The organism is Streptomyces sp. NPDC021749 (assembly GCF_040640655.1).
Lineage (GTDB): Bacteria > Actinomycetota > Actinomycetes > Streptomycetales > Streptomycetaceae > Streptomyces.
In genome coordinates this window covers 133,728-154,937 of the sequence record NZ_JBFACE010000017.1, presented here as the reverse complement: position 1 = coordinate 154,937, position 21,210 = coordinate 133,728, and the positions used below count along the sequence as shown (strand labels likewise).

Sequence of the window (21,210 nt, the reverse complement as noted above, 5' to 3'; positions counted from 1 at the left end):
CACCCTGGATCCGGCCCGGCACCCAGCCTTGCCTACAGTCCGGCACCCAGCCTCGCCTACAGCTCAGCACCCGGCCTTGCCTACAGTCCGGCGCCCGGCCTTGCGCACCGCCCGGCGCCCAACCCTGCGTGCAGCATGAGCGCCCCGCGCCCTCGCCCCTCCCGCCCGCCCGCCTTCCTCCTGCCTTCCCTCCTCTCTCCCCCCGCCTTCCTCTCTCCCTCCCTCCCTCCCTCCCGCCCGCCATAATTCGTTGGCGCCGCCATCCACCCCTGACTACAATCGCGCGTCTGCCTGCCTCCCGCCGGGGAGTGCCGCCGCCCGGTCGGAAACCGGCCGGCCTTCGCTTCACGCCGCTGACCCGCGCATCGCACGACCTGCGCTACGCACCGACACCGGCCCGCCGCGCCCGCGCACCACGGCGCGCCCGCCGCAGTACCGCCACCGGAGGCAATGCCGTGCCCTCGCACGCCCCTGACCTGTCCGACGCCGAGCCCCTCCAGCGCGAACGCGCCCATCTCGCCGCTTCCCGCGCCGCGCTCCGCGCCATGCGCGCCGACGCCGAGTCGTTGAACATCGCGGACGTCACCGCGAACTGGGTCAACGCCGAGGTGCTCCAGGGCGAGATCGACGCCCGGATCAAGGCGCTCGCCGATCTCTCGCACACGCCGCTGTTCTTCGGCCGCCTCGACTACCTCCACGCGCCGGGCCTCGACCTCGCCGAGGGCGCGGACGGGGAGAACTTCTACATCGGCCGACGGCATGTCCACGACGCCGACGGCGACCCGATGGTCATCGACTGGCGCGCGCCCGTCTCCCAGCCGTTCTACCGGGCTTCCAAGAAGGACCCGATGGATCTCAGGCTGCGCCGCCGCTTCGGTTACACCGGCGGCGAGTTGACCGCCTACGAGGACGAGCGCCTCACCGATCCCGCAGAACTGGAGCAGACCAGCCGGCTCCTCCAGTCCGAGATCGAGCGGCCGCGCGTCGGCCCGATGCGGGACATCGTCGCGACGATCCAGCCCGAGCAGGACGAGATCGTGCGTGCCGGCCTCGCCGGTTCGGTGTGTGTGCAGGGGGCGCCGGGCACCGGAAAGACGGCGGTCGGTCTGCACCGTGTGGCGTATCTGCTCTACGCGCACCGCGAGCGGCTGGCGCGGGCGGGCACCCTCGTCATCGGCCCGAACCGCTCCTTCCTGCAGTACATCGAGCAGGTGCTGCCGGCGCTGGGCGAGCTGGAGGTCAAGCAGGCCACGGTCGACGACCTGGTGGCGCACGTCGAGGTCCGCGGTACGGACGAGGCGGCCGCGGCGACGGTCAAGGGGGATGCGCGGATGGCGGAGGTGCTGCGGCGGGCCGTCCGCTCGCACATCACGCTGCCGCAGGAGCCCTGTGTGGTGGTCCGCGGCTCCCGCCGCTGGCGCGTACCGGCGTACGAACTGCAGGAGATGGTGCAGGAGTTGATGGCGCGCGACATCCGCTACGGCGCGGCCCGCGAGGCGCTGCCGCAGCGGATCGCGCATGCCGTGCTGGTGCGGATGGAGCAGGCCGGGGAGGCGCCGGACGACCGGGTGCAGAACGCGGTGGCCCGGAACGCCGCCGTGAAGGCCGTGGTCAAGGAGGTCTGGCCGCCGGTCGATCCGGCGAAGCTGGTGCTGCGGCTGCTGGGCGACGCCGAGTTCCTCGCGGAGCAGGCCGACGGGATCCTGTCGCCCGAGGAGCAGAAGACGATCCTGTGGACCAAACCGGCGCGCAGTGTGAAGAGCGCCAAGTGGTCCGCGGCGGACGCGGTGTTGATCGACGAGGCGACGGACCTGGTGGAGCGCACCCCTTCGCTCGGTCATGTGGTGCTGGACGAGGCGCAGGACCTCTCCCCGATGCAGTACCGGGCGGTCGGCCGGCGCTGTACGACGGGTTCGGCGACGGTCCTCGGCGACATCGCCCAGGGGACGACGCCGTGGGCGACCGACACCTGGGAGGAGGCGCTGGCCCATCTGGGCAAGCCGGGTGCGGCGGTGGAGGAGCTCACGCAGGGGTTCCGGGTGCCGCACGAGGTGATCGCGTACGCGTCCCGGCTGCTGCCGGCCATCGCGCCGGATCTGACGGAGGCCACCTCGATCCGTGAGGCGGCGGGGGATTTCGCGATCCGCCGGGTCGAGGCCGCGGAGCTGACCGCGGCGACCCTCGCGGCCTGCGACGATGCGCTGACGAAGGAGGGCTCGATCGGTCTGATCGCGGCGGAGGCGCGCATTCCGGAGCTGCGTGCGGCGCTGGAGGCGGCCGGGGTGACGGCGCTGGCCCCGGGTGAGGAGACCTCGGCCGGGTCCCGGCTGACGCTGGTGCCGGCCACGCTCGCCAAGGGCCTGGAGTACGACTACGTGGTGCTGGACGAGCCGGCCGCGATCGTCGACGGCGAACCGGACGAACGAACCGGCCTGCGGCGCCTGTACGTCTGCCTGACCCGCCCGGTCTCCGGTCTGACGGTGGTCCACGCGGCGCCCCTGCCGGAGCAACTGTCGGACGGGGCGGCCTAGACGGCCCGAGGGCCGGCCCGGGCGATCGCGGGCCGGCCGCCGCAGCACCGGTCAGGCCACCCGCGGCGTCGGCGTACCGCCCCGCCGCGCCGCCTGCAGCAGCCCCCACCAGGCCCGCACCCTCAGCCAGACCCCTGCCCCCGCCAGACCCGCCCCCCTGGCCAAGCCCCGGACTCCGCCAGGCCCGTGCCCCTGGCCAAGCCCCGGACTCCGCCAGGCCCGTGCCCCTGGCCAAGCCCCGGGCTCCGGTCAGGCTTCGCCGCCCCCCGCCCCCGACAGCTCCTCCCGCTCGACCGAGTTGAGCAGTGCGTCCAGGAGGCCGGGGAATCGCGCGTCGAGGTCGGCGCGCCGTAGTTGCACGTAGCGGTTGCGGCCGACGACCCGGGTGGAGGTGATCCCGGCCTCGCGCATGGTCCGCATGTGGTGCGAGACGGTCGACTTGTGCAGATGGCCGAGGCCCAGCCGTTCCGACGAGCAGTCGTACTGCTGCCCGCTGGCGTAGATCCGCAGCAGATGCAGCCGGGTCGGGTCCCCGAGCGCGTGCAGCACCTTCACCAGCTGGATGTCCTCGGTGTCCGGTTGCGCCAGAAGCGCCCCGTCACCGCCGTCCGTACCGACGCCACTCACCACGGCCGTCCGGCCTCCTTCCGTCGCTCGCTCATGCCCCACTGTATTTCGCCGCGGAAACTGTTTGACATCCACCAAACAGTCCATATTGTTTGACGTACATCAAACGCACGTCGCACCCACGCGCCCACCGCGCCGGGTCGCCGCGTAGTTGCGCCTTGCCTCGTCCCCGCTCGTACCGGGAAGGACACCCGTGCGTCTCCGCCTGCTCCTGCTCGCCCTCGGCACCTTCGCCATGGGCACCGATTCCATGGTGATGGCCGGCATCCTCGGACTGATCGCCCGTGACCTGGGCGTCTCCGTTCCGGCCGCCGGCCAGATGGTGACCGTCTTCGCCCTCTCCTACGCCGTCCTCGCCCCCGTGCTCGCCACCGCCGCCGCCCGGTGGCCGCGCCGCCGGGTCCTGCTGACCGCCCTCGCCGTCTTCACGGCCGCCAACGCGCTGAGCGCCCTGGCCCCCAACTACCCCGTCCTGCTGGCCACCCGGGTGCTGGCCGCGGCCGGAGCCGCCCTGTACACCCCGACGGCCAACGCCGTGGCCACCGGGCTCGTCCCGGCCGAGCGGCGCGGCCGGGCGCTGGCGACCGTGCTCGGCGGCATGACGGTGGCCACCGCGCTCGGCGTCCCCCTCGGCACCTACCTGGGGCGCACGGACTGGCGGCTGACCATGTGGCTGGTGGTCGCCCTGGGCGCCGCGGCGTTCCTGGGCCTCTCCCTGCTGCTGCGCGACCTGCCGGCGCCGGCCACCGCGCCCGGCCTGCGCGCCCGCCTCGCCCCGCTGCGCAACGGCGGCGTCCTGGCCGCGGCTGCCACCACGCTGGTGTTCTTCGTGGCCTTCAACGCCGTCTACATCTACCTCGGCACCGCGGTACGCCCCGCCACCGGGGGCGACGCGGGCCGACTCAGCCTGATCATGCTGGTGTCCGGCCTCGCCTCGGTCGTCGGCAACTGGCTGGGCGGCCGGGCGGTCGACCGGCTGGGCGTCCGGGCCGTGCTGCTCACCGGCGGTTCGCTGGCCGCGCTCGCCTTCCTCGCGCTGCCGTGGATCTCGATGACGATGCCCGGCGCACTGGTGTACGCGGCCCTCTCACCGCTCGCCGGATGGGCGGTCGCGGTGGCACTGCCGCACCGCCTCGCCTCCCTGGACCCGCCCAACGCGCCGCTGCTGATCTCCCTCAACAGCAGTGCGCTCTATCTGGGCATGGCCGCCGCGGGCGGCGTCGGCAGCCTCGCCCTCACCGTGCTGGGCGACCGCTGGTTCCCCCTCGCCTCCACGCCACTGGCCCTGGTGGCGGTCATCCTTGCGGCGGTCACGACCCGCCGGCGGACGGCCGGGGCGGACGCGCCCGTTCCCTCCGCCCGTTCCGCCTCCGTATCCGGGACCCGGGCTCCGGCGGCACGTCCGTAAGGAACACACCCCAGGGAGCACCCCCAAGGAGGACCCGCAAGAAGCACCTCCAAGGAGCAACGCCCCCCGAGGACTGTCTCCGCGAGGAGCCCCAGCCCCCGTCACCCCAACGGAACCGGCTGCTCCGCCTCCTGGTCCAGTGCCTCGCGCCACCGCCGTACCGCGGCCGCGTCCACCGGTGCGGACCAGCCGCCGGGGCGGGCGGCGCCGCCGATGTGGAAGGCGTCGAGGCCGGCCGCGCGCAACGCCGGGACGTGGTCGAGGCCGAGACCGCCGCCCACCAGGATGCGCGGCGCGTACCCGGGCTCGCCCGCCGCGGTGCGGGCCTGCTCGGCCACCAGGACCGCCCGGCCGGCCGCCACCCCCTGGGGATCGCCGGCGGTCAGATACGTGTCGAGCCCGGCGCTCGTCAGGGCGGCCAGTTCCTTGCGCAGCGCGTCCCGGTCGGCGGCCCGGTCGATGGCCCGGTGGAAGGTCCAGGGGCAGCCGTCGATCACGTCGGCCAGCGCCAACACCGCGGCACGGTCGGGCCGCCCGTCCGGCGTCAGGAACCCGAGGACGAACTCCTCGGCCCCGGCCTCCCGCAGGGCCGCCGCCCGCCCGCACAGCGCCGGGAGATCACCGGCCGCGAACCCGTCGGCGGACCGCAGCATCACCCGCAGCGGCAGATCGACCGCCGCCCGGACCGCCGCGAAGGCGGCCGTCGCGGGCGTGAGCCCGTCGGCCGCCATGTCGGTGACGAGCTCCAGGCGGTCGGCACCGCCTTCCTGGGCGGCGACCGCGTCCTCCGGGCCGAGCGCGATCACCTCCAGGAGCGCGCGCTTCCTCATATGACCCCAATCCTCCGGCGACAGGTGGCGCGGAAGCACCTGCGTCCCCACACCACCCAACAGGTCTAGTCCAATATTCCCAGCCTACGGGGTCGCCGGGCACAGGGCACAATGATGCGCATGACGTCCGTGTCCCGTACGGCAGGCAGCACCATCGACCCGGTACCGGAGCTGCGCACGCGCTGGGCCGCCACGGTCGCCGCGGCCCGCAGCACGAGGAAGGCCGCCGCGCCCGGAGGAGCCCCGGCGCCCGACCCCGCCCCGTACGCGGAGAACCTGCTCTCCCGTTGGAGCGAGCCGCAGCGGCGGTACCACACCGTGGCGCACCTGGCCGCGGTCCTCGACCGGATCGACGAACTCGCCGAGCACGCCGACGATCTGCCCGTCGTCCAGTTGGCGGCGTGGTTCCACGACGCGGTCTACCGGCCGGACCGCTCGGAGAACGAGGAGCGCAGCGCGGCCCTGGCCGAGCGGGCGCTGCCCGAACTGGGCGTCGGCGCGGCCCGTACGGCCGAGGTGGCCCGGCTGGTGCGGCTCACCGTCACCCACGACCCGGCACCCGACGACCCGGACGGCGAGGTGCTGTGTGACGCCGATCTCGCGGTGCTCGCCGGTTCGCCCGACGCGTACGCCGCCTACGCCGCCGAGGTCCGCGACGAGTACTCCTTCGTGCCCGACGCGGACTTCGCCGCCGGCCGCTCCGCCGTCCTGCGTCAACTCCTGGCGCTGCCCCGCCTGTTCAGGACCCCGCGGGGCTACGACCGCTGGGAACACCTGGCCCGCCGCAACCTGGCGACGGAACTGGACCTGCTGACCGGCGGCGGATGACCGGACGGGCCGCGCCGGCCCGGGCCGGCGTCGAAAGGCTGCGGCGGACTACCGGACGGCTGCGGCGGATGGCGGGACGGCTGCGGCGGATGACCGAACGGCTGCGGCGGCGCAGGACCGCAAGGTCGGCATCGTCGGGCCGTCACGCAGTCGATCCCGGCGGCGGGAATGTAAGGCCTCCTATTGCTGTTAGTAGCTGACATGCCAGCTCCCGCACCGTCCGACCGCGCCCGTCTGCCCCTTGCCGTCTACGTTCTCGGCCTCTCGGTCTTCGCCCTCGGCACCTCCGAGTTCATGTTGTCCGGGATCCTCCAGCCCCTGGCCCGTGATCTGAGTGTCTCCATTCCGCAGGCCGGCCTCCTGGTGTCCGCCTTCGCGATCGGCATGGTGGTGGGTGCACCCGTGCTCGCCGCCGCCACGCTCCGCCTGCCGCGCCGTACGACGTTGATCGCGCTGCTCGCGGTCTTCGGCCTCGGCCAGGTGGCGGGCGCGCTGGCCCCGACGTACGGCGTGCTGTTCGCCTCCCGGGTGGTCAGCGCGCTCGCCTGCGCCGGCTTCTGGGCGGTCGGTGCGGCGGTGGCGGTCTCGCTGGTCCCGGTGACCGCGCGGGCCCGGGCGATGGCCGTGATGGTCGGCGGGTTGAGCATCGCCAACATCGCGGGCGTGCCGGCCGGCGCCCTGCTCGGGCAGCACGCCGGGTGGCGCGCGGCCTTCTGGGCCGTGGCCGGGCTCGCCGCGGTGGGCCTGCTGGGCGTCGTCGCGCTGGTGCCGCGGACGAGCGTGCCGACCGGCGACGACCGCCCGCAGCTGCGCCGCGAGCTGACCATCTACAAGGACAAGCAGGTGTGGCTGGCGCTGACCGCGACGGCCATGAACGGCGCCGCGGTCTTCGCGCTGTTCTCCTACCTCTCGCCGCTGCTGACCGACACCGCCGGGCTCGCCGAGAGCTGGGTGCCCACGGTGCTGGCGCTGTTCGGCGTCGGCGCGCTGATCGGGACGTTCATCGGCGGCCGAGTCGCCGATGCCCATCTCTTCGCCACGCTGTTCTGCGGCATCTCCGCCTCCACGGTCGTCCTCGCCGTCCTGGCACTGACCGCCCACAGCCCGGTGGCCGCGATTGCGCTGTCGCTGATGCTCGGGGTGACCGCGTTCGCCACGGCCCCGGCCCTGAACGCCCGGATGTTCAACGTGGCGAACGCCGCGCCCACGCTGGCCGGCGCGACCACCACCGCGGCCTTCAACATCGGCAACACCGTAGGACCCTGGCTGGGCGGCCTGGCCATCGGCGCGGGCTGGGGCTACCCGTCCGTGGCCTGGACCGGTGCGGCGCTGGCCGCGGTCGCGGTCCTCACCACCGCCGTCGCCTTCCGGCTGCACCGCACAACGAACCGCTCACGGCTGATCGCCTCGTCGGGGACGGCGGCTCCGACGGGCCCGGCGGCCGCCACGACGACCACTCCGGAAACCGCGAAGCAGCTCTAGGGACCGCACGGCAGCTCCAAGCTGCCGCGACCACGGCCCGGCGCGCCGACAGGCCGCGCCGGGCCACTTCCACAGCGATCACGCCACACACGGCTCGTGTCCGTTCACCCGCCTCACGCCCCACGTCCGTAACACTCGCGCCCCACCGCTCACGTCCGTAACACCCGCGGCCTACTGGGTCCGTGCCGGCCGGTGCTTGGGCCGGCGCAGGCCGGCGGCCGTCAGCCGGCGCAGCAGTTCCTTGCTGCCGACCTCCACCGCCCCGGCGCGCACCGCATCGCCGTACCGCTCGGCCGGCAGGTCGTAGTGGTCGCGCTCGAAGGCGCCCCGGGGCACGCCGATGCGCGCGGCGAAGGCGTGCAGCTCGGCGAAGGACACATCGCTGACCAGGTGCGACCACATACGGCCGTGCCCTGGCCAGATCGGCGGGTCTATGTAGATCGCCAACGGCCACCTCAGCCTTCCGCCGGGGCGCGGAGCCGGCCGACGCGGGCGACCGCGACCGCCGTCTTCGGGCAGACCCAGTGCGGGTCGGGCCCCAACTCCGGCTCCACATCGAGGGAATGGGGGTCGCCCGACTCCCCACACACCGGGCACAGCGGCCAACGGCCGTACCGGTCCAGGAGGGCGTCCTGGACGTCCTGCGCGATCAGTCCCGCGACGAACGCCGCGCCTTCAGGCCACTGCTCCACCCACCACCGGCGGTGGACGACCGCGTCCTCGACGAGCGAGACGATGTCGGCGTCCGCCACCTCGTCCGCCATCAGGTCGGCGAGCACCAGCGCCCGCGCGGCATGCAATGCCTGCTCCAGCTCCATGCCCTCCATTGTCTCCCGGCCGCCCGACGCCGCTCGGCGTTGTCCACAGGCCGGGCGGCGGAGGCGGTGCGTTGTCCACAGCCCTCACGGAGGGTATTGACGCGATGCGGGAGATGAAATTACTTTTCAAGCGTGAGCAGCAGCCTGAAGGAAACTTTCAAGGACGTGGCCGTCGAGACCCGACCGGCCCCGGCCCCACCCGCCCCCGCGGCGCTGGCCGCCAAGGTCCGCACCCTCGCGCCGACGATGACCCGCTCCATGCAGCGGGTCGCCGAGACCGTCGCGAGCGACCCGGCCGGCTGCGCCGCACTGACTGTCACCGGCCTCGCGGAGCGCACCGGCACCAGCGAAGCCACCGTCGTACGTACGTCGCGGCTGCTCGGCTATCCGGGCTACCGCGACCTCCGACTTGCGCTCGCCGCGCTCGCCGCGCAGCAGGCGGCCGGCGGCGCGCCCGCGGTGACGGCCGACATAGCGGTCGACGACTCCCTCGTCGACGTCGTCGCCAAGCTGGCGCAGGAAGAGCAGCAGTGCCTGGCCGACACCGCGGCCGCCCTGGACGTCACCCAGCTCGAAGCGGCGGTCGCCGCCCTCGCGTCCGCCCGCCGGATCGACGTGTACGGCATCGGCGCGTCCAACCTCGTCGGCCAGGACCTCGCCCAGAAGCTGCTGCGCATCGGCCTGATCGCGCATGCGCACGCCGACCCGCACCTCGCGGTGACGAACGCCGTGCAGATGCGGGCCGGTGACGTCGCCCTCGCGATCACCCACTCCGGCCGGACCACCGACGTCATAGAGCCACTGCGGGTGGCCTTCGACCACGGCGCGACGACGATCGCCATCACCGGCCGCCCGGACGGCGAGGTCGCCGCGTACGCCGACCACATCCTGACCACCTCCACCGCGCGCGAGAGCGAACTGCGCCCGGCGGCGATGTCCTCCCGGACGAGCCAACTGCTGGTCGTGGACTGCCTGTTCATAGGCGTCGCGCAGCGGACGTACGAGACCGCCGCGCCCGCCCTCTCCGCCTCCTACGAGGCGCTGGCCCACCGCCACCAGCCCTGACCGCCGCCCGCCGCACGGGGGCGGCGTGCGCCCGACCCGGAAAGAGCCACCGAGCCATGACCTCCACCGCCGGCCACCCCCACTATGCCGATCTGCGCGCCGAGTTGGACGGCCTCACCACCGAGGCGTTCCGTCCCGACCTCGCCGAGATCGACCGCCGCTCCACCCTCGACATCGCCCGCACGATGAACGACGAGGACGCCACCGTCCCCGCCGCGGTCGCCCGGCGGCTCCCCGAGATCGCCGCCGCCATCGACGCCACCGCCGCCCGGATGGCCCGCGGCGGCCGGCTGGTCTACGCCGGCGCCGGTACGGCCGGCCGGCTCGGGGTGCTGGACGCCAGCGAATGCCCGCCGACCTTCAACACCGATCCCTCCGAGGTCCTGGGCCTGATCGCCGGCGGCCCGTCCGCGCTGGTCACGGCCGTCGAAGGGGCCGAGGACAGCAAGCAGTTGGCGGCCGAGGACCTGATCGCGATCGGGCTGACCGAGCGGGACACCGTCGTCGGCATCTCGGCCTCCGGCCGCACCCCCTACGCGATCGGCGCGGTCGAGCACGCCCGGGCCCGCGGCGCGCTGACCATCGGCCTGTCCTGCAATGCCGGTTCGGCGCTGGCCGCGGCCGCCGAGCACGGCATCGAGATCGTGGTGGGCCCCGAGCTGCTGACCGGCTCCACCCGGCTCAAGGCGGGCACCGCGCAGAAGCTGGTGCTGAACATGCTCTCGACCATCACCATGATCCGGCTGGGCAAGACCTACGGGAACCTGATGGTCGACGTCCGCGCCTCCAACGACAAGCTGCGGGCCCGCTCGCGGCGGATCGTCGCGCTCGCCACCGGCGCCACCGACACCGAGATCGAGACCGCGCTGGCCATAACGGACGGCGAGGTGAAGAACGCCATCCTCACCCTGCTCGCCGGCGTCGACGGCCCGACCGCCGCCCGCCTCCTCGCCGCCTCGGACGGCCATCTGCGCGCAGCTCTGGAAGCCGCCGGATCCCGCTGACACCGCCGGCCGCCCTTGCCCGGCTCGCTCCCCGTCTCCTCCCCTGCCGTCCCTCCGCCCTGCCCGCCGCCGCCCCCTGCCCCGGATTGTCCGCACAGCAAGGCACCGCACATGTCCGAAGACACCCACCGCGCCACCGCCGCCGCGCTCCTCCCGCTGGTCGGCGGCGCCCCCAACGTCACCTCCGTCGCCCACTGCATGACCCGGCTCCGCCTCGGCATCCGGGACCGCTCCCTGGTCCGGAACGAGGACCTCAAGGCGCTGCCCGCCGTCATGGGGGTCGTCGACGACGGGTCCGCCTACCAGATCGTGCTGGGCCCCGGCGCGGTCGCCCGGGTCACCCCCGCCTTCGAGACCCTGCTGGATCGGGCCCGCAGCACCGCGGAACCGGAAGCCCCGCCGGAGACCGCGCCCGAGACCGCCCGGCCCCCGACCGCCGCGCAGCCGGCCACCACCGCACAGCCGCCCGCCGACGCACCGCCGCCCCGCACCGCACGGCCCTCCACCACTGCTCCGCCCACCACCGCCGAGCAGCTCGCCGCCCGGGGCACCGCGCTCAAGGCCCGCCAGAAGGCCCGGAACGCCACCCCGGTCAAGCTGTTCCTGCGCCGGGTGGCGAACATCTTCGTCCCGTTGATCCCCGCGCTGATCGGCTGCGGCATCGTCGCCGGCATCAACGGCCTGCTCACCAACCTCGGCTGGCTGCCGTCCGTCGTCCCCGCGCTCACCGCCATCGCCTCCGGCTTCATGTCGCTGATCGCGGTGTTCGTGGGCCACCACACCGCCAAGGAATTCGGCGGAACACCGGTCCTCGGCGGTGCGGTCGCCGCGGTCGTCGTCTTCCCCGGCGTCAGCCACATCACCGCCTTCGGCCGCCACCTCTCCCCGGGCCAGGGCGGCGTACTGGGCGCACTGGCCGCCGCACTCCTCGCCGTCCAGGTGGAGAAGCACTGCCGCAAAAGAATCCCCGAGGCCCTCGACGTCCTCCTCACCCCCACCCTGACGGTCCTGACCACCGGCCTGGTCACGCTCTTCGGCCTGATGTACGTCGCCGGTGCGGCCGCCACCGCCATCGGCTCCTTCGCCACCTGGCTGCTCGCGCACGGCGGCGCGGCGGCCGGCTTCCTCCTGGGCGGGCTCTTCCTCCCCCTCGTCATGCTGGGCCTCCATCAGGCCCTGATCCCGCTGCACACCACCCTCATCCAGCAGCAGGGCTACACCGTCCTGCTGCCGATCCTCGCCATGGCCGGCGCGGGCCAGGTCGGCGCCGCCCTCGCCGTCTACGTCCGCCTCCCCCGCAACCGCTCGGTCCGTACGACCATCAAGTCCGCGCTGCCCGCGGGCTTCCTGGGCGTCGGCGAACCGCTGATCTACGGCGTGTCGCTCCCCCTCGGACGGCCCTTCGTGACCGCCTGCCTCGGCGGCGCGTTCGGCGGCGGCTTCATCGGCCTGTTCCACCAGCTCGGCGACACCGTCGGCGCCACCGCCATCGGCCCTTCCGGCTGGGCGCTGTTCCCCCTCGTCCAGGGCAACCACGGCATCGTCACCACACTCGTGGTCTACGCCCTGGGCCTGGCCGTCGGCTATCTGACCGGCTTTCTGGCCACGTACTTCTTCGGTTTCAGCAGACAGCTGCGTACCGACCTCAACACCCCACCGCACCCACCGGAATCGCCGGAACCGGCGGAACCGGCGGAATCACCGGAACCGGCGGAAGCTGCGCAACCGGCTGAGGTGGCGGAAGAGGCAGAGGAACCGGCGACAGCGGCCCCCGCCGCGCCACCCCCCACCGCCCGGGCATCGGCCGGAACCCAGTGACGTGCGCCAAGGGAGTCCGCTAAGCACCGGACCCCTCGTGCTCGCGGGTGGTCACCGCCTCGACGTGACCGCAGAACGCGCAGACCCAGACGGGCCCTTCGGTGTCCCGCTGCTGCCACATGGTGCGGCGGCAGCGGGGGCAGCCCGTCGTGCCGATGCCGTCCGCGCCCATCAGCGGCGGCTCGGGGGTCGCGTCGGCATAGGCGATGATCTGCTTGCGCAGCCGGTCGTCCGTGGTGTTGGCCATCTGGAGCAGGCGCACCACACGAGAACGGACTTCTTCGACAAACTCGGTCATCGTCGGAGCAGCGTACGCGCCCGGCGCGCGGTCATCGATCGGTTCGGTCAAATACCCGGTTCTGCGGACGCCCGCCACCCTCGAAGGAGTGAGACGGTCCCGCACGATTGACGCCCACCGCCCGCGGGGAGTGGTAGCGGGCGAGGCCCCGACGTCACCGTCTGACGGCCGCTCAGGGGGTGGCCGCGGGCGAGCGGGTCTCCGTGCGGGGGGCCGCGGACGCCCGGGCCGCCGCGGCCGAGCGATGTGAGGCGGCGGCCAGCAGGGCGAACCACACGCCCACCAGGACCAGATGGACACGCTGCGGGACACCGTGCCAGCCGGGCCGGCCGAACAGCGGACCCACGGTGCACACGGCGGCCGGCAGGGCCAGTGCCAGCACCCGCGGCCCCCACCGGCGGATCAGCTGCCGGCGCGGGCGCTCGACCACGGCGGCGCGGCTGAGCAGCGCCATCGACGCGAAGAGGAAGAAGTGCGCCAGGGCACTGGTGGCCGTGTGCCAGGGGTGTACGGCCTCGCACCCGGGCTCCAGCGAGGGCGCGCAGCGCATCGGCAGCGCCACGTCGGCGAGGGACGACAGCCCCAGGCCGGCCAGCGCCGCCCACCCGGCGCGGGACCAGCCGCCCGCCGCCGACCCGTACGCCAGCAGCGCGCCCAGGACGACGAAGGTGGCGCAGACGCACTCGATGCCGCCGAAGAGAGCGCGTAGCGGCTGGTCGGCGGCGTACAGCTCGCTGACGTACGAGTGCCGCGGGTCGAGGCCGGTCGGCAGCGCGAACTCCAGCAGCCAGCCGTTGTAGAGCACGGCGGCGACGGCGAGCAGCCGGGCCGCCCAGGCCTCCCGGTGCCCCGGACAACCGGGCCGGCCCGCGTACCGGCGACCCGCATCGCCGGGCCGGGCGGTTCCCCGTGGCTCGGCCTCCCCCGCTCGTCCCCCCGCCCACCGCGGCCGGGCCGCCCGGTCATCGCATCGCGCTCGTCCCCCCGGCAGGTTCGCGTTCCGCTCTTGCCCGGACATGATCAGTCGCCGCCCGCATCGGACCTGATCAGACCTCTACGCACCCTGGCTCGCACGAACACTCCTTCGTTTGCGATCACAGGGGGCGCGGCCACCCCGAGACCCTTGACCGTGACTGTCCATAGCCGATCCGGTGCACAGCGTAACCGCGATGCCGTCCCCGCCCGGAGAGGCTCAGAGGCACGGCGGCGGCCCCGAGGGAAAAACGCCGCCGGGGCGGCACCCCCCTTGCAAGGAGGGTGCCGCCCCGGCGTTCAGGACGGGTGATCCGGGAGGATCAACGTTCTGGTCCAGCGGGCCGGAGGTCCGGCGCGGTGGATCAGAAGTCCATGTCACCGCCCGGCATGCCGCCCGGAGCGGCCGCGGCGGCCTTCTCCGGCTTGTCGGCGATGACGGCCTCGGTGGTGAGGAAGAGCGCCGCGATGGAGGCGGCGTTCTGCAGCGCGGAGCGGGTGACCTTGGCCGGGTCGATGATGCCCTCGGCGACCATGTCGACGTACTCGCCGGTGGCGGCGTTCAGACCGTGGCCGACGGCCAGGTTGCGCACCTTCTCCACCACGACGCCGCCCTCAAGGCCGGCGTTGACCGAGATCTGCTTCAGCGGGGCCTCCAGGGCCAGCTTCACAGCCGCGGCACCGGTGGCCTCGTCGCCCTCCAGCTCGATCTTCTCGAAGACCGAGGAGGCCTGCAGCAGGGCCACGCCACCGCCGGCGACGATGCCCTCCTCGACGGCCGCCTTCGCGTTGCGGACGGCGTCCTCGATGCGGTGCTTGCGCTCCTTGAGCTCGACCTCGGTGGCGGCACCGGCCTTGATGACCGCGACACCGCCGGCGAGCTTCGCCAGGCGCTCCTGCAGCTTCTCGCGGTCGTAGTCGGAGTCGCTGTTCTCGATCTCGGCGCGGATCTGGTTGACCCGGCCCTGGACCTGCTCGCTGTCACCGGCACCGTCGACGATGGTGGTCTCGTCCTTGGTGATGACGACCTTGCGGGCGCGGCCGAGCAGGTCGAGACCGGCGTTCTCCAGCTTGAGGCCGACCTCCTCGGAGATGACGGTGCCACCGGTGAGGATGGCGATGTCGCCGAGCATGGCCTTGCGGCGGTCACCGAAGCCCGGGGCCTTGACGGCGACGGACTTGAAGGTGCCACGGATCTTGTTGACGACCAGGGTCGACAGGGCCTCGCCCTCGACGTCCTCGGCGATGATCAGCAGCGGCTTGCCGGACTGCATGACCTTCTCCAGGAGCGGCAGCAGGTCCTTCACGTTGCCGATCTTGGAGTTGACGATGAGGATGTACGGGTCGTCGAGCGACGCCTCCATACGCTCCATGTCGGTGGCGAAGTACGCCGAGATGTAGCCCTTGTCGAAGCGCATACCCTCGGTGAGCTCCAGCTCCAGACCGAAGGTCTGGGACTCCTCGACGGTGATGACGCCTTCCTTGCCGACCTTGTCCATGGCCTCGGCGATCAGCTCGCCGATCTGGGTGTCGGCGGCGGAGATGGAGGCGGTGGAGGCGATCTGCTCCTTGGTCTCCACGTCCTTGGCCTGCTCCAGCAGGGCGGCGGAGACGGCCTCGACGGCCTTCTCGATACCGCGCTTGAGGGCCATCGGGTTGGCGCCGGCGGCGACGTTGCGCAGGCCCTCGCGGACCAGAGCCTGGGCCAGGACGGTCGCGGTCGTCGTGCCGTCACCGGCGACGTCGTCCGTCTTCTTCGCGACCTCCTTGACCAGCTCGGCGCCGATCTTCTCGTACGGGTCCTCGAGCTCGATCTCCTTGGCGATGGACACACCATCGTTGGTGATCGTGGGGGCGCCCCACTTCTTCTCGAGGACGACGTTGCGGCCCTTGGGGCCGAGGGTGACCTTGACGGCGTCGGCGAGCTGGTTCATCCCGCGCTCGAGACCGCGCCGTGCCTCCTCGTCGAACGCGATGATCTTGGCCATGTGAAGTGGTCCTCCCGGACTGGGGTGGATTGCTCCGGACCGCGCTGGCGCCCGCGACGGACGACCTGCAGACCTGTTGTGGTTCCTTGCCCCACCCGGCCTGCGGGCCTCACCGACCCGGTCCTTCATTGTCACTCTCACTCGGAGAGTGCTAACGCCAATGATTAGCACTCGGGCCATGCGAGTGCAAGCCGCCCGGGGGCGACGTTGGGGGGTGATGGCCGGGCAACGGGTGGGCGCAAGCCGCCCGAAGGGCGTCGTTGGGGGGCGGCGGCCGGGCGACGGGTGGGCGCAAGCCGCCCGAAGGACTGAGGGCAGTCGGGCGACGGCAGAAGGCCCGTACCCCTTCAGGGGTACGGGCCTTCACAACGCAGCAGTCGGTCGGCGCCTCAGCCGGCCACCCGGACCATGTCCGCCTGCGGCCCCTTCTGGCCCTGCGAGATCTCGAACTCGACCCGCTGGCCCTCCTCAAGGGTGCGGTAGCCGTCCATCTGGATCGCGCTGTAGTGGACGAATACATCCGCACCACCGTCGACCGCGATGAAGCCGTACCCCTTCTCCGCGTTGAACCACTTGACGGTGCCCTGAGCCATGCCTAACTCCCCTATTACTGGCCCTTGCGCAGGACCGCACTCCGCGGACCCGGGTCAGACCTCACCCCGCGAAAGGCCCGTGGGGTGTGCGCCGGAACGCGTCGACCGCCGCTGAATGTATCTGGACCGATGCCCAGCGCAACAGGTCAATCGGACGAGAATTCTGGCGCCGGAGAATCGGCTATATGCGGCGAAATCGCGATTCTCCCGGGCAAGCCTGGCCGGGCATAGGGGTGCCTAACCGGCAAATGCCGCACACACTTTGAGCACAACTCAGCATGGATTCTTATGCGCTCGGCATACCCGGGGACATATACAGCGAGGAGATCGCCACAATGTTATCCCCTTTAACGAAACGGAATTGCCCCGTCCGTTTTTGATGGACGGGGCAATTCCGGTCAAGCAGGGGAAGAGATGGCGCAAATCCGCGCCTGTTCTCTCAACATCCGGACGCCGCGCGCCCGTAAGAACGCGCGGCCGGCCCGGACGGAAGGTCAGCAGCCTCCGGCGACCGCGGGGATGATCGAGACGCCCGCGCCGTCCGGCGTCGGCGTCTCCAGCCCCTGCTCGAAGCGGACGTCGTCGTCGTTGACGTAGACGTTCACGAAGCGGCGCAGCTTGCCGGCGTCGTCGAGCACCCGGGCCGCGATGCCCTGGTGGTTCTCCTCCAGATCGGCGATCACCTCGGAGAGGGTCGCGCCCTCGGCGGTGACCTCGGCCTCGCCGCCGGTGTACGTGCGGAGGATGGTGGGGATGCGGACCGTGACGCTCATGGTTCTGCCTTCCGGACAGGGATTACGGAGTACGTGTGCGAAGGACGGCGCGGACTCAGCCGGCCAGGCCGGCCGCGCGGAACGCGTCCAGGTTCGGACGGATCGTGGCCGTCGGCCCGGTGGTCGGCGCGACCGCGTCCAGCGTCTTCAGGCCGTCACCCGTATTGAGGACAACGGTGGTCAGCGCCGGGTCGAGCAGCCCCTCCTCGATGAGCTTCCTGGTCACACCGACGGTCACCCCGCCCGCGGTCTCCGCGAAGATGCCCTCCGTCCGGGCCAGCAGCTTGATCGCGTCCACGACCTGCTCGTCGTCGACGTCCTCCACCGCACCGCCGGTACGGCGCGCGATGTCCAGTACGTACGGACCGTCCGCCGGGTTGCCGATCGCCAGCGACTTGGCGATGGTGTTCGGCTTCTGCGGGCGCACGACGTCATGCCCGGCCTTGAAGGCCGTCGACACCGGCGAGCAGCCCTCCGCCTGGGCACCGAAGATCTTGTACGGCTTGTCCTCGACCAGCCCGAGGGCGATCAGCTCCTTGAGGCCCTTGTCGATCTTCGTCAGCTGGGAGCCGGACGCGATCGGGATGACGATCTGGTCCGGCAGCTGCCAGCCGAGCTGCTCGCAGATCTCGTAGGCAAGGGTCTTGGAACCCTCGCCGTAGTAGGGCCGCAGGTTGACGTTGACGAAGCCCCAGCCCTCGCCGAGCGGGTCGCCGATGAGCTCCGAGCAGAAGCGGTTGACGTCGTCGTAGTTGCCCTCGATGCCGACCAGGTCACCGCCGTAGATCGCGGCCATGACGACCTTGCCGGCCTCCAGGTCGTGCGGGATGAAGACGCAGGACTTGAAGCCCGCGCGGCGCGCCGCGGCGCCGACCGCACCGGCGAGGTTGCCGGTCGAGGAGCAGGACAGGGTCGTGAAGCCGAAGGCGCGGGCGGCCTCGACGGCGATCGCGACGACGCGGTCCTTGAAGGAGTGGGTCGGGTTGCCGGAGTCGTCCTTGACGTACAGGCCGCCGGTGACGCCGAGCTCGGCGGCGAGCCGGTCGGCCTTGACGAGCTTGGTGAAGCCGGGGTTGAGGTTCGGCTTCTCGGCCACGTCGGCGGGGACCGGGAGCAGCGGGGCGTAGCGCCAGATGTTGTCCGGGCCGGCCTCGATCTGCTTCCTCAGGGCCTCAGGGTCGCCGCTCGGCAGGTCGTAGGCGACTTCGAGCGGCCCGAAACAGCTGGCACAGGCGAAGATCGGGCCGAGGTCGAAGCGCTCACCGCACTCCCGGCAGGACAACGCGACGGCGGGGCCCAGAGCGACGGGAGTGGGGTTTGCGGTGGTTTCGGTGACTTGCACAGCCATGGAGGCGAGGCCCTTTCTCCTCATCTTCCTCGCGGCGCATCTCGTCGCGAGACGGATTTGGCACCTTCCCTAGCCGGGAGCCTCGGCGCGCTGGACGCGGAGACCGACTGGAGGGTTGCCGGGGCTTCAACGGGCCGTATCCCTCTGCCCCTCTGGATGAGCGGTATGGCGCTGGGACGAAACCCAGGCGTTTGTCGCGTGGCGACCCCGGCATGCGAGGGTCATCCGCGTTGTTCAAGACTGTAACCGAAGGCACTGACAGTTGAGATAGTCGTCCGAACCGCGAGATGGATCACACGATGGACCACATAGCGACCGCTGCACCGGCGGCCACCGAGGAGTCGTAAACGTGCTGGAAGAGGTGGAGCGCTGGCTGCGCAGTCGCTCGTGGTCGGCTGCCGATCGCCCATTGGAGCAGCTGCTGGCGGCCAAGCGCCAGACGGGCCGTACGGTCAGTGTCGTCCTGCCCGCGCTGGACGAGGAGGCCACGGTCGGCGCGATCGTGGCGACGATCCGTGCCGAGCTGATGACCGACGCCGTCCCGCTGGTCGACGAGCTGGTGGTGCTGGATTCCGGGTCCACGGACCGGACGGCCGACGTCGCGGCGGCGGCCGGTGCCAAGGTCGTCCACCGTGACGCGGTGCTGCCGCGGCTCCCCGTCGTCCCCGGCAAGGGCGAGGTGCTGTGGCGCTCGCTTCTCGCGACCACCGGCGACATCGTCTGCTTCGTCGACGCCGATCTGCGCGAGTTCTCCGCGACCTTCGTCGCCGGGATCGTCGGGCCGCTGCTGACCGATCCGGACCTGCAGTTCGTCAAGGCGATGTACGACCGCCCGCTGGAGACCGGGGGCGAGGGTGCGGGGCCGGGCCAGGGCGGCCGGGTCACCGAACTCGTCGCCCGTCCGCTGCTCAACCTCCACTGGCCGCAGCTGGCCGGCTTCGTCCAGCCGCTGGGCGGCGAGTACGCGGCCCGCCGTTCGCTGCTGGAGCGGCTGCCCTTCCCGGTCGGCTACGGCGTCGAGCTGGGCCTGCTCGTCGACGCACTGCACACCGTCGGCCTGGACGCCCTCGCCCAGGTGGACGTCGGCGTACGCAAGCACCGCCATCAGGACGGCCAGGCCCTCGGCAGGATGGCCGCCGCGATCTACCGCACCGCCCAACTCCGCCTGGCCCGCGGCCACTTGGTGCGGCCCCGGCTCACCCAGTTCGACCGCGGCGAGGCGGGCTTCGTGCCCCGGACCACGGACGTGGACACCGAGGAACGGCCGCCCATGACCGACATCCCGGAATACGCGGCCAGGCGGGCGGCCTGACCCGCGTCGCACGTTTGCACGGATCTGTCACTGGTTAATCTCGCGACATGGTCTCCGAGCGCAGTGTGGGCAACGCAGGTGCCGAGGTTCTCGTCGCGTCCAACCGCGGACCGGTCTCGTACGCCGTGGGGGAGGGCGGGGCGCTGACCGCGAAGCGGGGCGGGGGCGGGCTGGTGTCGGGGCTGTCGGCGATCGGTCCCGAGACGGACGCGGTGTGGGTGTGTGCCGCGCTCGGTGAGGGCGACCGGGAGAAGGTGCGGCGGACCGGCGACGTGCTGGACCGGGCCGACACCGGCGGACAGCGCGTCCGGATGCTGGACATTCCGTCCCATGTGCACGCCGACGCCTACAACGGCATCGCCAACTCGGTGCTGTGGTTCGTCCACCACATGCTCTACCAGACGCCGCTGGAACCGGTCTTCGACGCGGAGTTCCGGCGCCAGTGGGGGGCGTACGAGGCGTACAACCACGCCTTCGCGCAGGCGCTCGCCGGCGAGGCGGGCCGGGGCGCGGCGGTGCTGGTGCAGGACTACCACCTGGCGCTGGTGCCCGGGATGCTGCGGGCGCTGCGGCCGGACCTGAAGATCGCGCACTTCTCGCACACCCCCTGGGCGCCGCCGGAGTACTTCCGGATGCTGCCGGACGGGATCGCCGAGCAGCTGCTGCGCGGGATGACGGGCGCCGACCAGCTGGGGTTCCTGACGCACCGCTGGGCGGACGCGTTCAGCGCGTGCTGCGCCGAGGTGCTGGGCGGCACCGGCGGCACCCGGCTCGGGGTGTACGGGCTGGGGGCGGACGCCGGGTTCCTGCGGGAGCGGTCGCGGCGGGCGGACGTGGACGAGCGGCTGGCGGCGCTGCGCGAGCAGATCGGCACCGGCCCGGACGGGGCGGCGCGCCGGAGCATCGTGCGGGTGGACCGTACGGAGCTGTCGAAGAACATCGTGCGCGGGCTGCTGGCGTACCGGGAGCTGCTGGTGGAGCGGCCGGAGTGGCGGGAGCGGGTGGTGCACGTCGCGTTCGCGTACCCCTCGCGGCAGGACCTTGCGGTGTACCGGGAGTACACCGCGGAGGTCGGGCGGCTGGCCGAGGAGATCAACGCCGAGTTCGGCACCGAGGGCTGGCGGCCGGTGGTGCTGCACGTGAAGGACGACTTCGCGCGGTCGCTCGCGGCGTACCGGCTGGCGGACGTGGCGCTGGTCAACCCGATCCGGGACGGGATGAACCTCGTCGCCAAGGAGATCCCGGTGGTGTCCGAGGAGGGCTGTGCGCTCGTGCTGTCGCGCGAGGCCGGCGCCCATGAGGAGCTGGGCGCTGCGGCGCTGACGGTCAATCCGTACGACGTGGGCGGCACGGCGCGGGCGCTGCACGAGGCGCTGACGATGAAGGCCGGTGAACGGGCGGAGCGCACCGAGCGCCTGGCCGCGGCGGCCACCGCGCTGCCGCCGGCGCGTTGGTTCCTGGACCAGTTGCGGGCGTTGCAGGCGGGGTGAGGGGGCGGGGCGGGCGCGGTGGGGA

At 72.4% G+C, this 21,210-nt stretch carries 19 protein-coding genes and 1 riboswitch; of the genes, 9 read left to right on the top strand and 10 right to left on the bottom strand.

Features of this window, described 5'->3' with window-relative positions; all coding sequences use genetic code 11:
• Positions 1 to 455 precede the first annotated feature (455 nt).
• A complete protein-coding gene (locus AB0G35_RS19310; protein ID WP_360950359.1) occupies positions 456 to 2,531 on the top strand; it encodes an AAA family ATPase in 2,076 nt (691 codons plus the stop codon).
• 249 nt (positions 2,532 to 2,780) lie between these two features.
• On the opposite strand, the gene AB0G35_RS19305 is transcribed toward AB0G35_RS19310, so the two are convergent.
• Positions 2,781 to 3,161, bottom strand: coding sequence for a transcriptional regulator (locus AB0G35_RS19305; protein ID WP_360950356.1), 381 nt, complete (start codon positions 3,159 to 3,161; stop codon positions 2,781 to 2,783).
• Between the two features lie 190 nt (positions 3,162 to 3,351).
• Here AB0G35_RS19305 and AB0G35_RS19300 point away from each other — a divergent pair, with 190 nt between their 5' ends.
• Positions 3,352 to 4,566 (top strand): MFS transporter, encoded by a 1,215-nt coding sequence (locus tag AB0G35_RS19300; protein ID WP_360950353.1) that lies wholly within the window; start codon positions 3,352 to 3,354, stop codon positions 4,564 to 4,566.
• A gap of 101 nt (positions 4,567 to 4,667) precedes the next feature.
• Here the strand turns inward: AB0G35_RS19300 and AB0G35_RS19295 are convergent, their stop codons facing one another.
• Positions 4,668 to 5,396, bottom strand: coding sequence for a copper homeostasis protein CutC (locus AB0G35_RS19295; protein ID WP_360950350.1), 729 nt, complete (start codon positions 5,394 to 5,396; stop codon positions 4,668 to 4,670).
• A 120-nt stretch (positions 5,397 to 5,516) separates the two neighbouring features.
• Here AB0G35_RS19295 and AB0G35_RS19290 point away from each other — a divergent pair, with 120 nt between their 5' ends.
• Both AB0G35_RS19290 and AB0G35_RS19285 read left to right on the top strand, forming a co-directional pair.
• On the top strand, positions 5,517 to 6,224 hold the full coding sequence (locus tag AB0G35_RS19290) for a hypothetical protein (RefSeq protein ID WP_360950347.1): 708 nt from the start codon (positions 5,517 to 5,519) through the stop codon (positions 6,222 to 6,224).
• Between the two features lie 201 nt (positions 6,225 to 6,425).
• Positions 6,426 to 7,706 (top strand): Cmx/CmrA family chloramphenicol efflux MFS transporter, encoded by a 1,281-nt coding sequence (locus AB0G35_RS19285; RefSeq protein ID WP_360950344.1) that lies wholly within the window; start codon positions 6,426 to 6,428, stop codon positions 7,704 to 7,706.
• Positions 7,707 to 7,877: 171 nt separating this feature from the next.
• On the opposite strand, the gene AB0G35_RS19280 is transcribed toward AB0G35_RS19285, so the two are convergent.
• Both AB0G35_RS19280 and AB0G35_RS19275 read right to left on the bottom strand, forming a co-directional pair.
• On the bottom strand, positions 7,878 to 8,153 hold the full coding sequence (locus AB0G35_RS19280; RefSeq protein ID WP_360950341.1) for a DUF4031 domain-containing protein: 276 nt from the start codon (positions 8,151 to 8,153) through the stop codon (positions 7,878 to 7,880).
• A gap of 8 nt (positions 8,154 to 8,161) precedes the next feature.
• Positions 8,162 to 8,533, bottom strand: coding sequence for a hypothetical protein (locus AB0G35_RS19275; RefSeq protein WP_360950338.1), 372 nt, complete (start codon positions 8,531 to 8,533; stop codon positions 8,162 to 8,164).
• Positions 8,534 to 8,656: 123 nt separating this feature from the next.
• On the opposite strand from AB0G35_RS19275, the gene AB0G35_RS19270 reads away from it, so the two are divergent.
• The 3 genes from AB0G35_RS19270 (at position 8,657) to AB0G35_RS19260 (ending at position 12,411) form a co-directional block, all read left to right on the top strand.
• Positions 8,657 to 9,589: a MurR/RpiR family transcriptional regulator gene (locus AB0G35_RS19270; protein ID WP_360950335.1), complete on the top strand. Its 933-nt coding sequence runs from the start codon at positions 8,657 to 8,659 to the stop codon at positions 9,587 to 9,589.
• A 56-nt stretch (positions 9,590 to 9,645) separates the two neighbouring features.
• The gene (murQ, locus tag AB0G35_RS19265) at positions 9,646 to 10,593 is read left to right on the top strand and encodes an N-acetylmuramic acid 6-phosphate etherase (protein WP_360950332.1); all 948 of its coding nucleotides are present in this window, start codon (positions 9,646 to 9,648) and stop codon (positions 10,591 to 10,593) included.
• Between the two features lie 111 nt (positions 10,594 to 10,704).
• Positions 10,705 to 12,411 (top strand): PTS transporter subunit EIIC, encoded by a 1,707-nt coding sequence (locus AB0G35_RS19260; RefSeq protein ID WP_360950329.1) that lies wholly within the window; start codon positions 10,705 to 10,707, stop codon positions 12,409 to 12,411.
• Positions 12,412 to 12,430: 19 nt separating this feature from the next.
• Here AB0G35_RS19260 and AB0G35_RS19255 read toward each other — a convergent pair whose 3' ends face one another.
• The 6 genes from AB0G35_RS19255 to thrC all read right to left on the bottom strand — a co-directional run bounded on the left by AB0G35_RS19255 (position 12,431) and on the right by thrC (position 18,383).
• Entirely contained in the window at positions 12,431 to 12,709 is a 279-nt protein-coding gene (locus tag AB0G35_RS19255) for a hypothetical protein (protein WP_360950326.1), read from the bottom strand.
• A gap of 172 nt (positions 12,710 to 12,881) precedes the next feature.
• Positions 12,882 to 13,514, bottom strand: coding sequence for a DUF998 domain-containing protein (locus AB0G35_RS19250; protein WP_360950323.1), 633 nt, complete (start codon positions 13,512 to 13,514; stop codon positions 12,882 to 12,884).
• Between the two features lie 532 nt (positions 13,515 to 14,046).
• Positions 14,047 to 15,669 carry a chaperonin GroEL gene (gene groL, locus AB0G35_RS19245; protein WP_030810521.1) on the bottom strand — a complete coding sequence of 541 codons (1,623 nt, stop codon included), beginning with the start codon at positions 15,667 to 15,669 and terminating at the stop codon, positions 14,047 to 14,049.
• A gap of 389 nt (positions 15,670 to 16,058) precedes the next feature.
• The gene (locus AB0G35_RS19240; RefSeq protein WP_003986833.1) at positions 16,059 to 16,262 is read right to left on the bottom strand and encodes a cold-shock protein; all 204 of its coding nucleotides are present in this window, start codon (positions 16,260 to 16,262) and stop codon (positions 16,059 to 16,061) included.
• A gap of 494 nt (positions 16,263 to 16,756) precedes the next feature.
• A complete protein-coding gene (locus AB0G35_RS19235; protein ID WP_360950319.1) occupies positions 16,757 to 17,035 on the bottom strand; it encodes a MoaD/ThiS family protein in 279 nt (92 codons plus the stop codon).
• Between the two features lie 55 nt (positions 17,036 to 17,090).
• Positions 17,091 to 18,383: a threonine synthase gene (gene thrC, locus AB0G35_RS19230; RefSeq protein WP_360950316.1), complete on the bottom strand. Its 1,293-nt coding sequence runs from the start codon at positions 18,381 to 18,383 to the stop codon at positions 17,091 to 17,093.
• A 17-nt stretch (positions 18,384 to 18,400) separates the two neighbouring features.
• A riboswitch (SAM riboswitch) is annotated at positions 18,401 to 18,546 on the bottom strand.
• Between the two features lie 186 nt (positions 18,547 to 18,732).
• Here thrC and AB0G35_RS19225 point away from each other — a divergent pair.
• Positions 18,733 to 19,695, top strand: coding sequence for a glucosyl-3-phosphoglycerate synthase (locus tag AB0G35_RS19225; RefSeq protein WP_360950313.1), 963 nt, complete (start codon positions 18,733 to 18,735; stop codon positions 19,693 to 19,695).
• 47 nt (positions 19,696 to 19,742) lie between these two features.
• Positions 19,743 to 21,185, top strand: a complete 1,443-nt coding sequence (locus AB0G35_RS19220; RefSeq protein ID WP_360950310.1) for a trehalose-6-phosphate synthase — start codon at positions 19,743 to 19,745, stop codon at positions 21,183 to 21,185.
• The last annotated feature ends 25 nt before the right edge of the window (positions 21,186 to 21,210 follow it).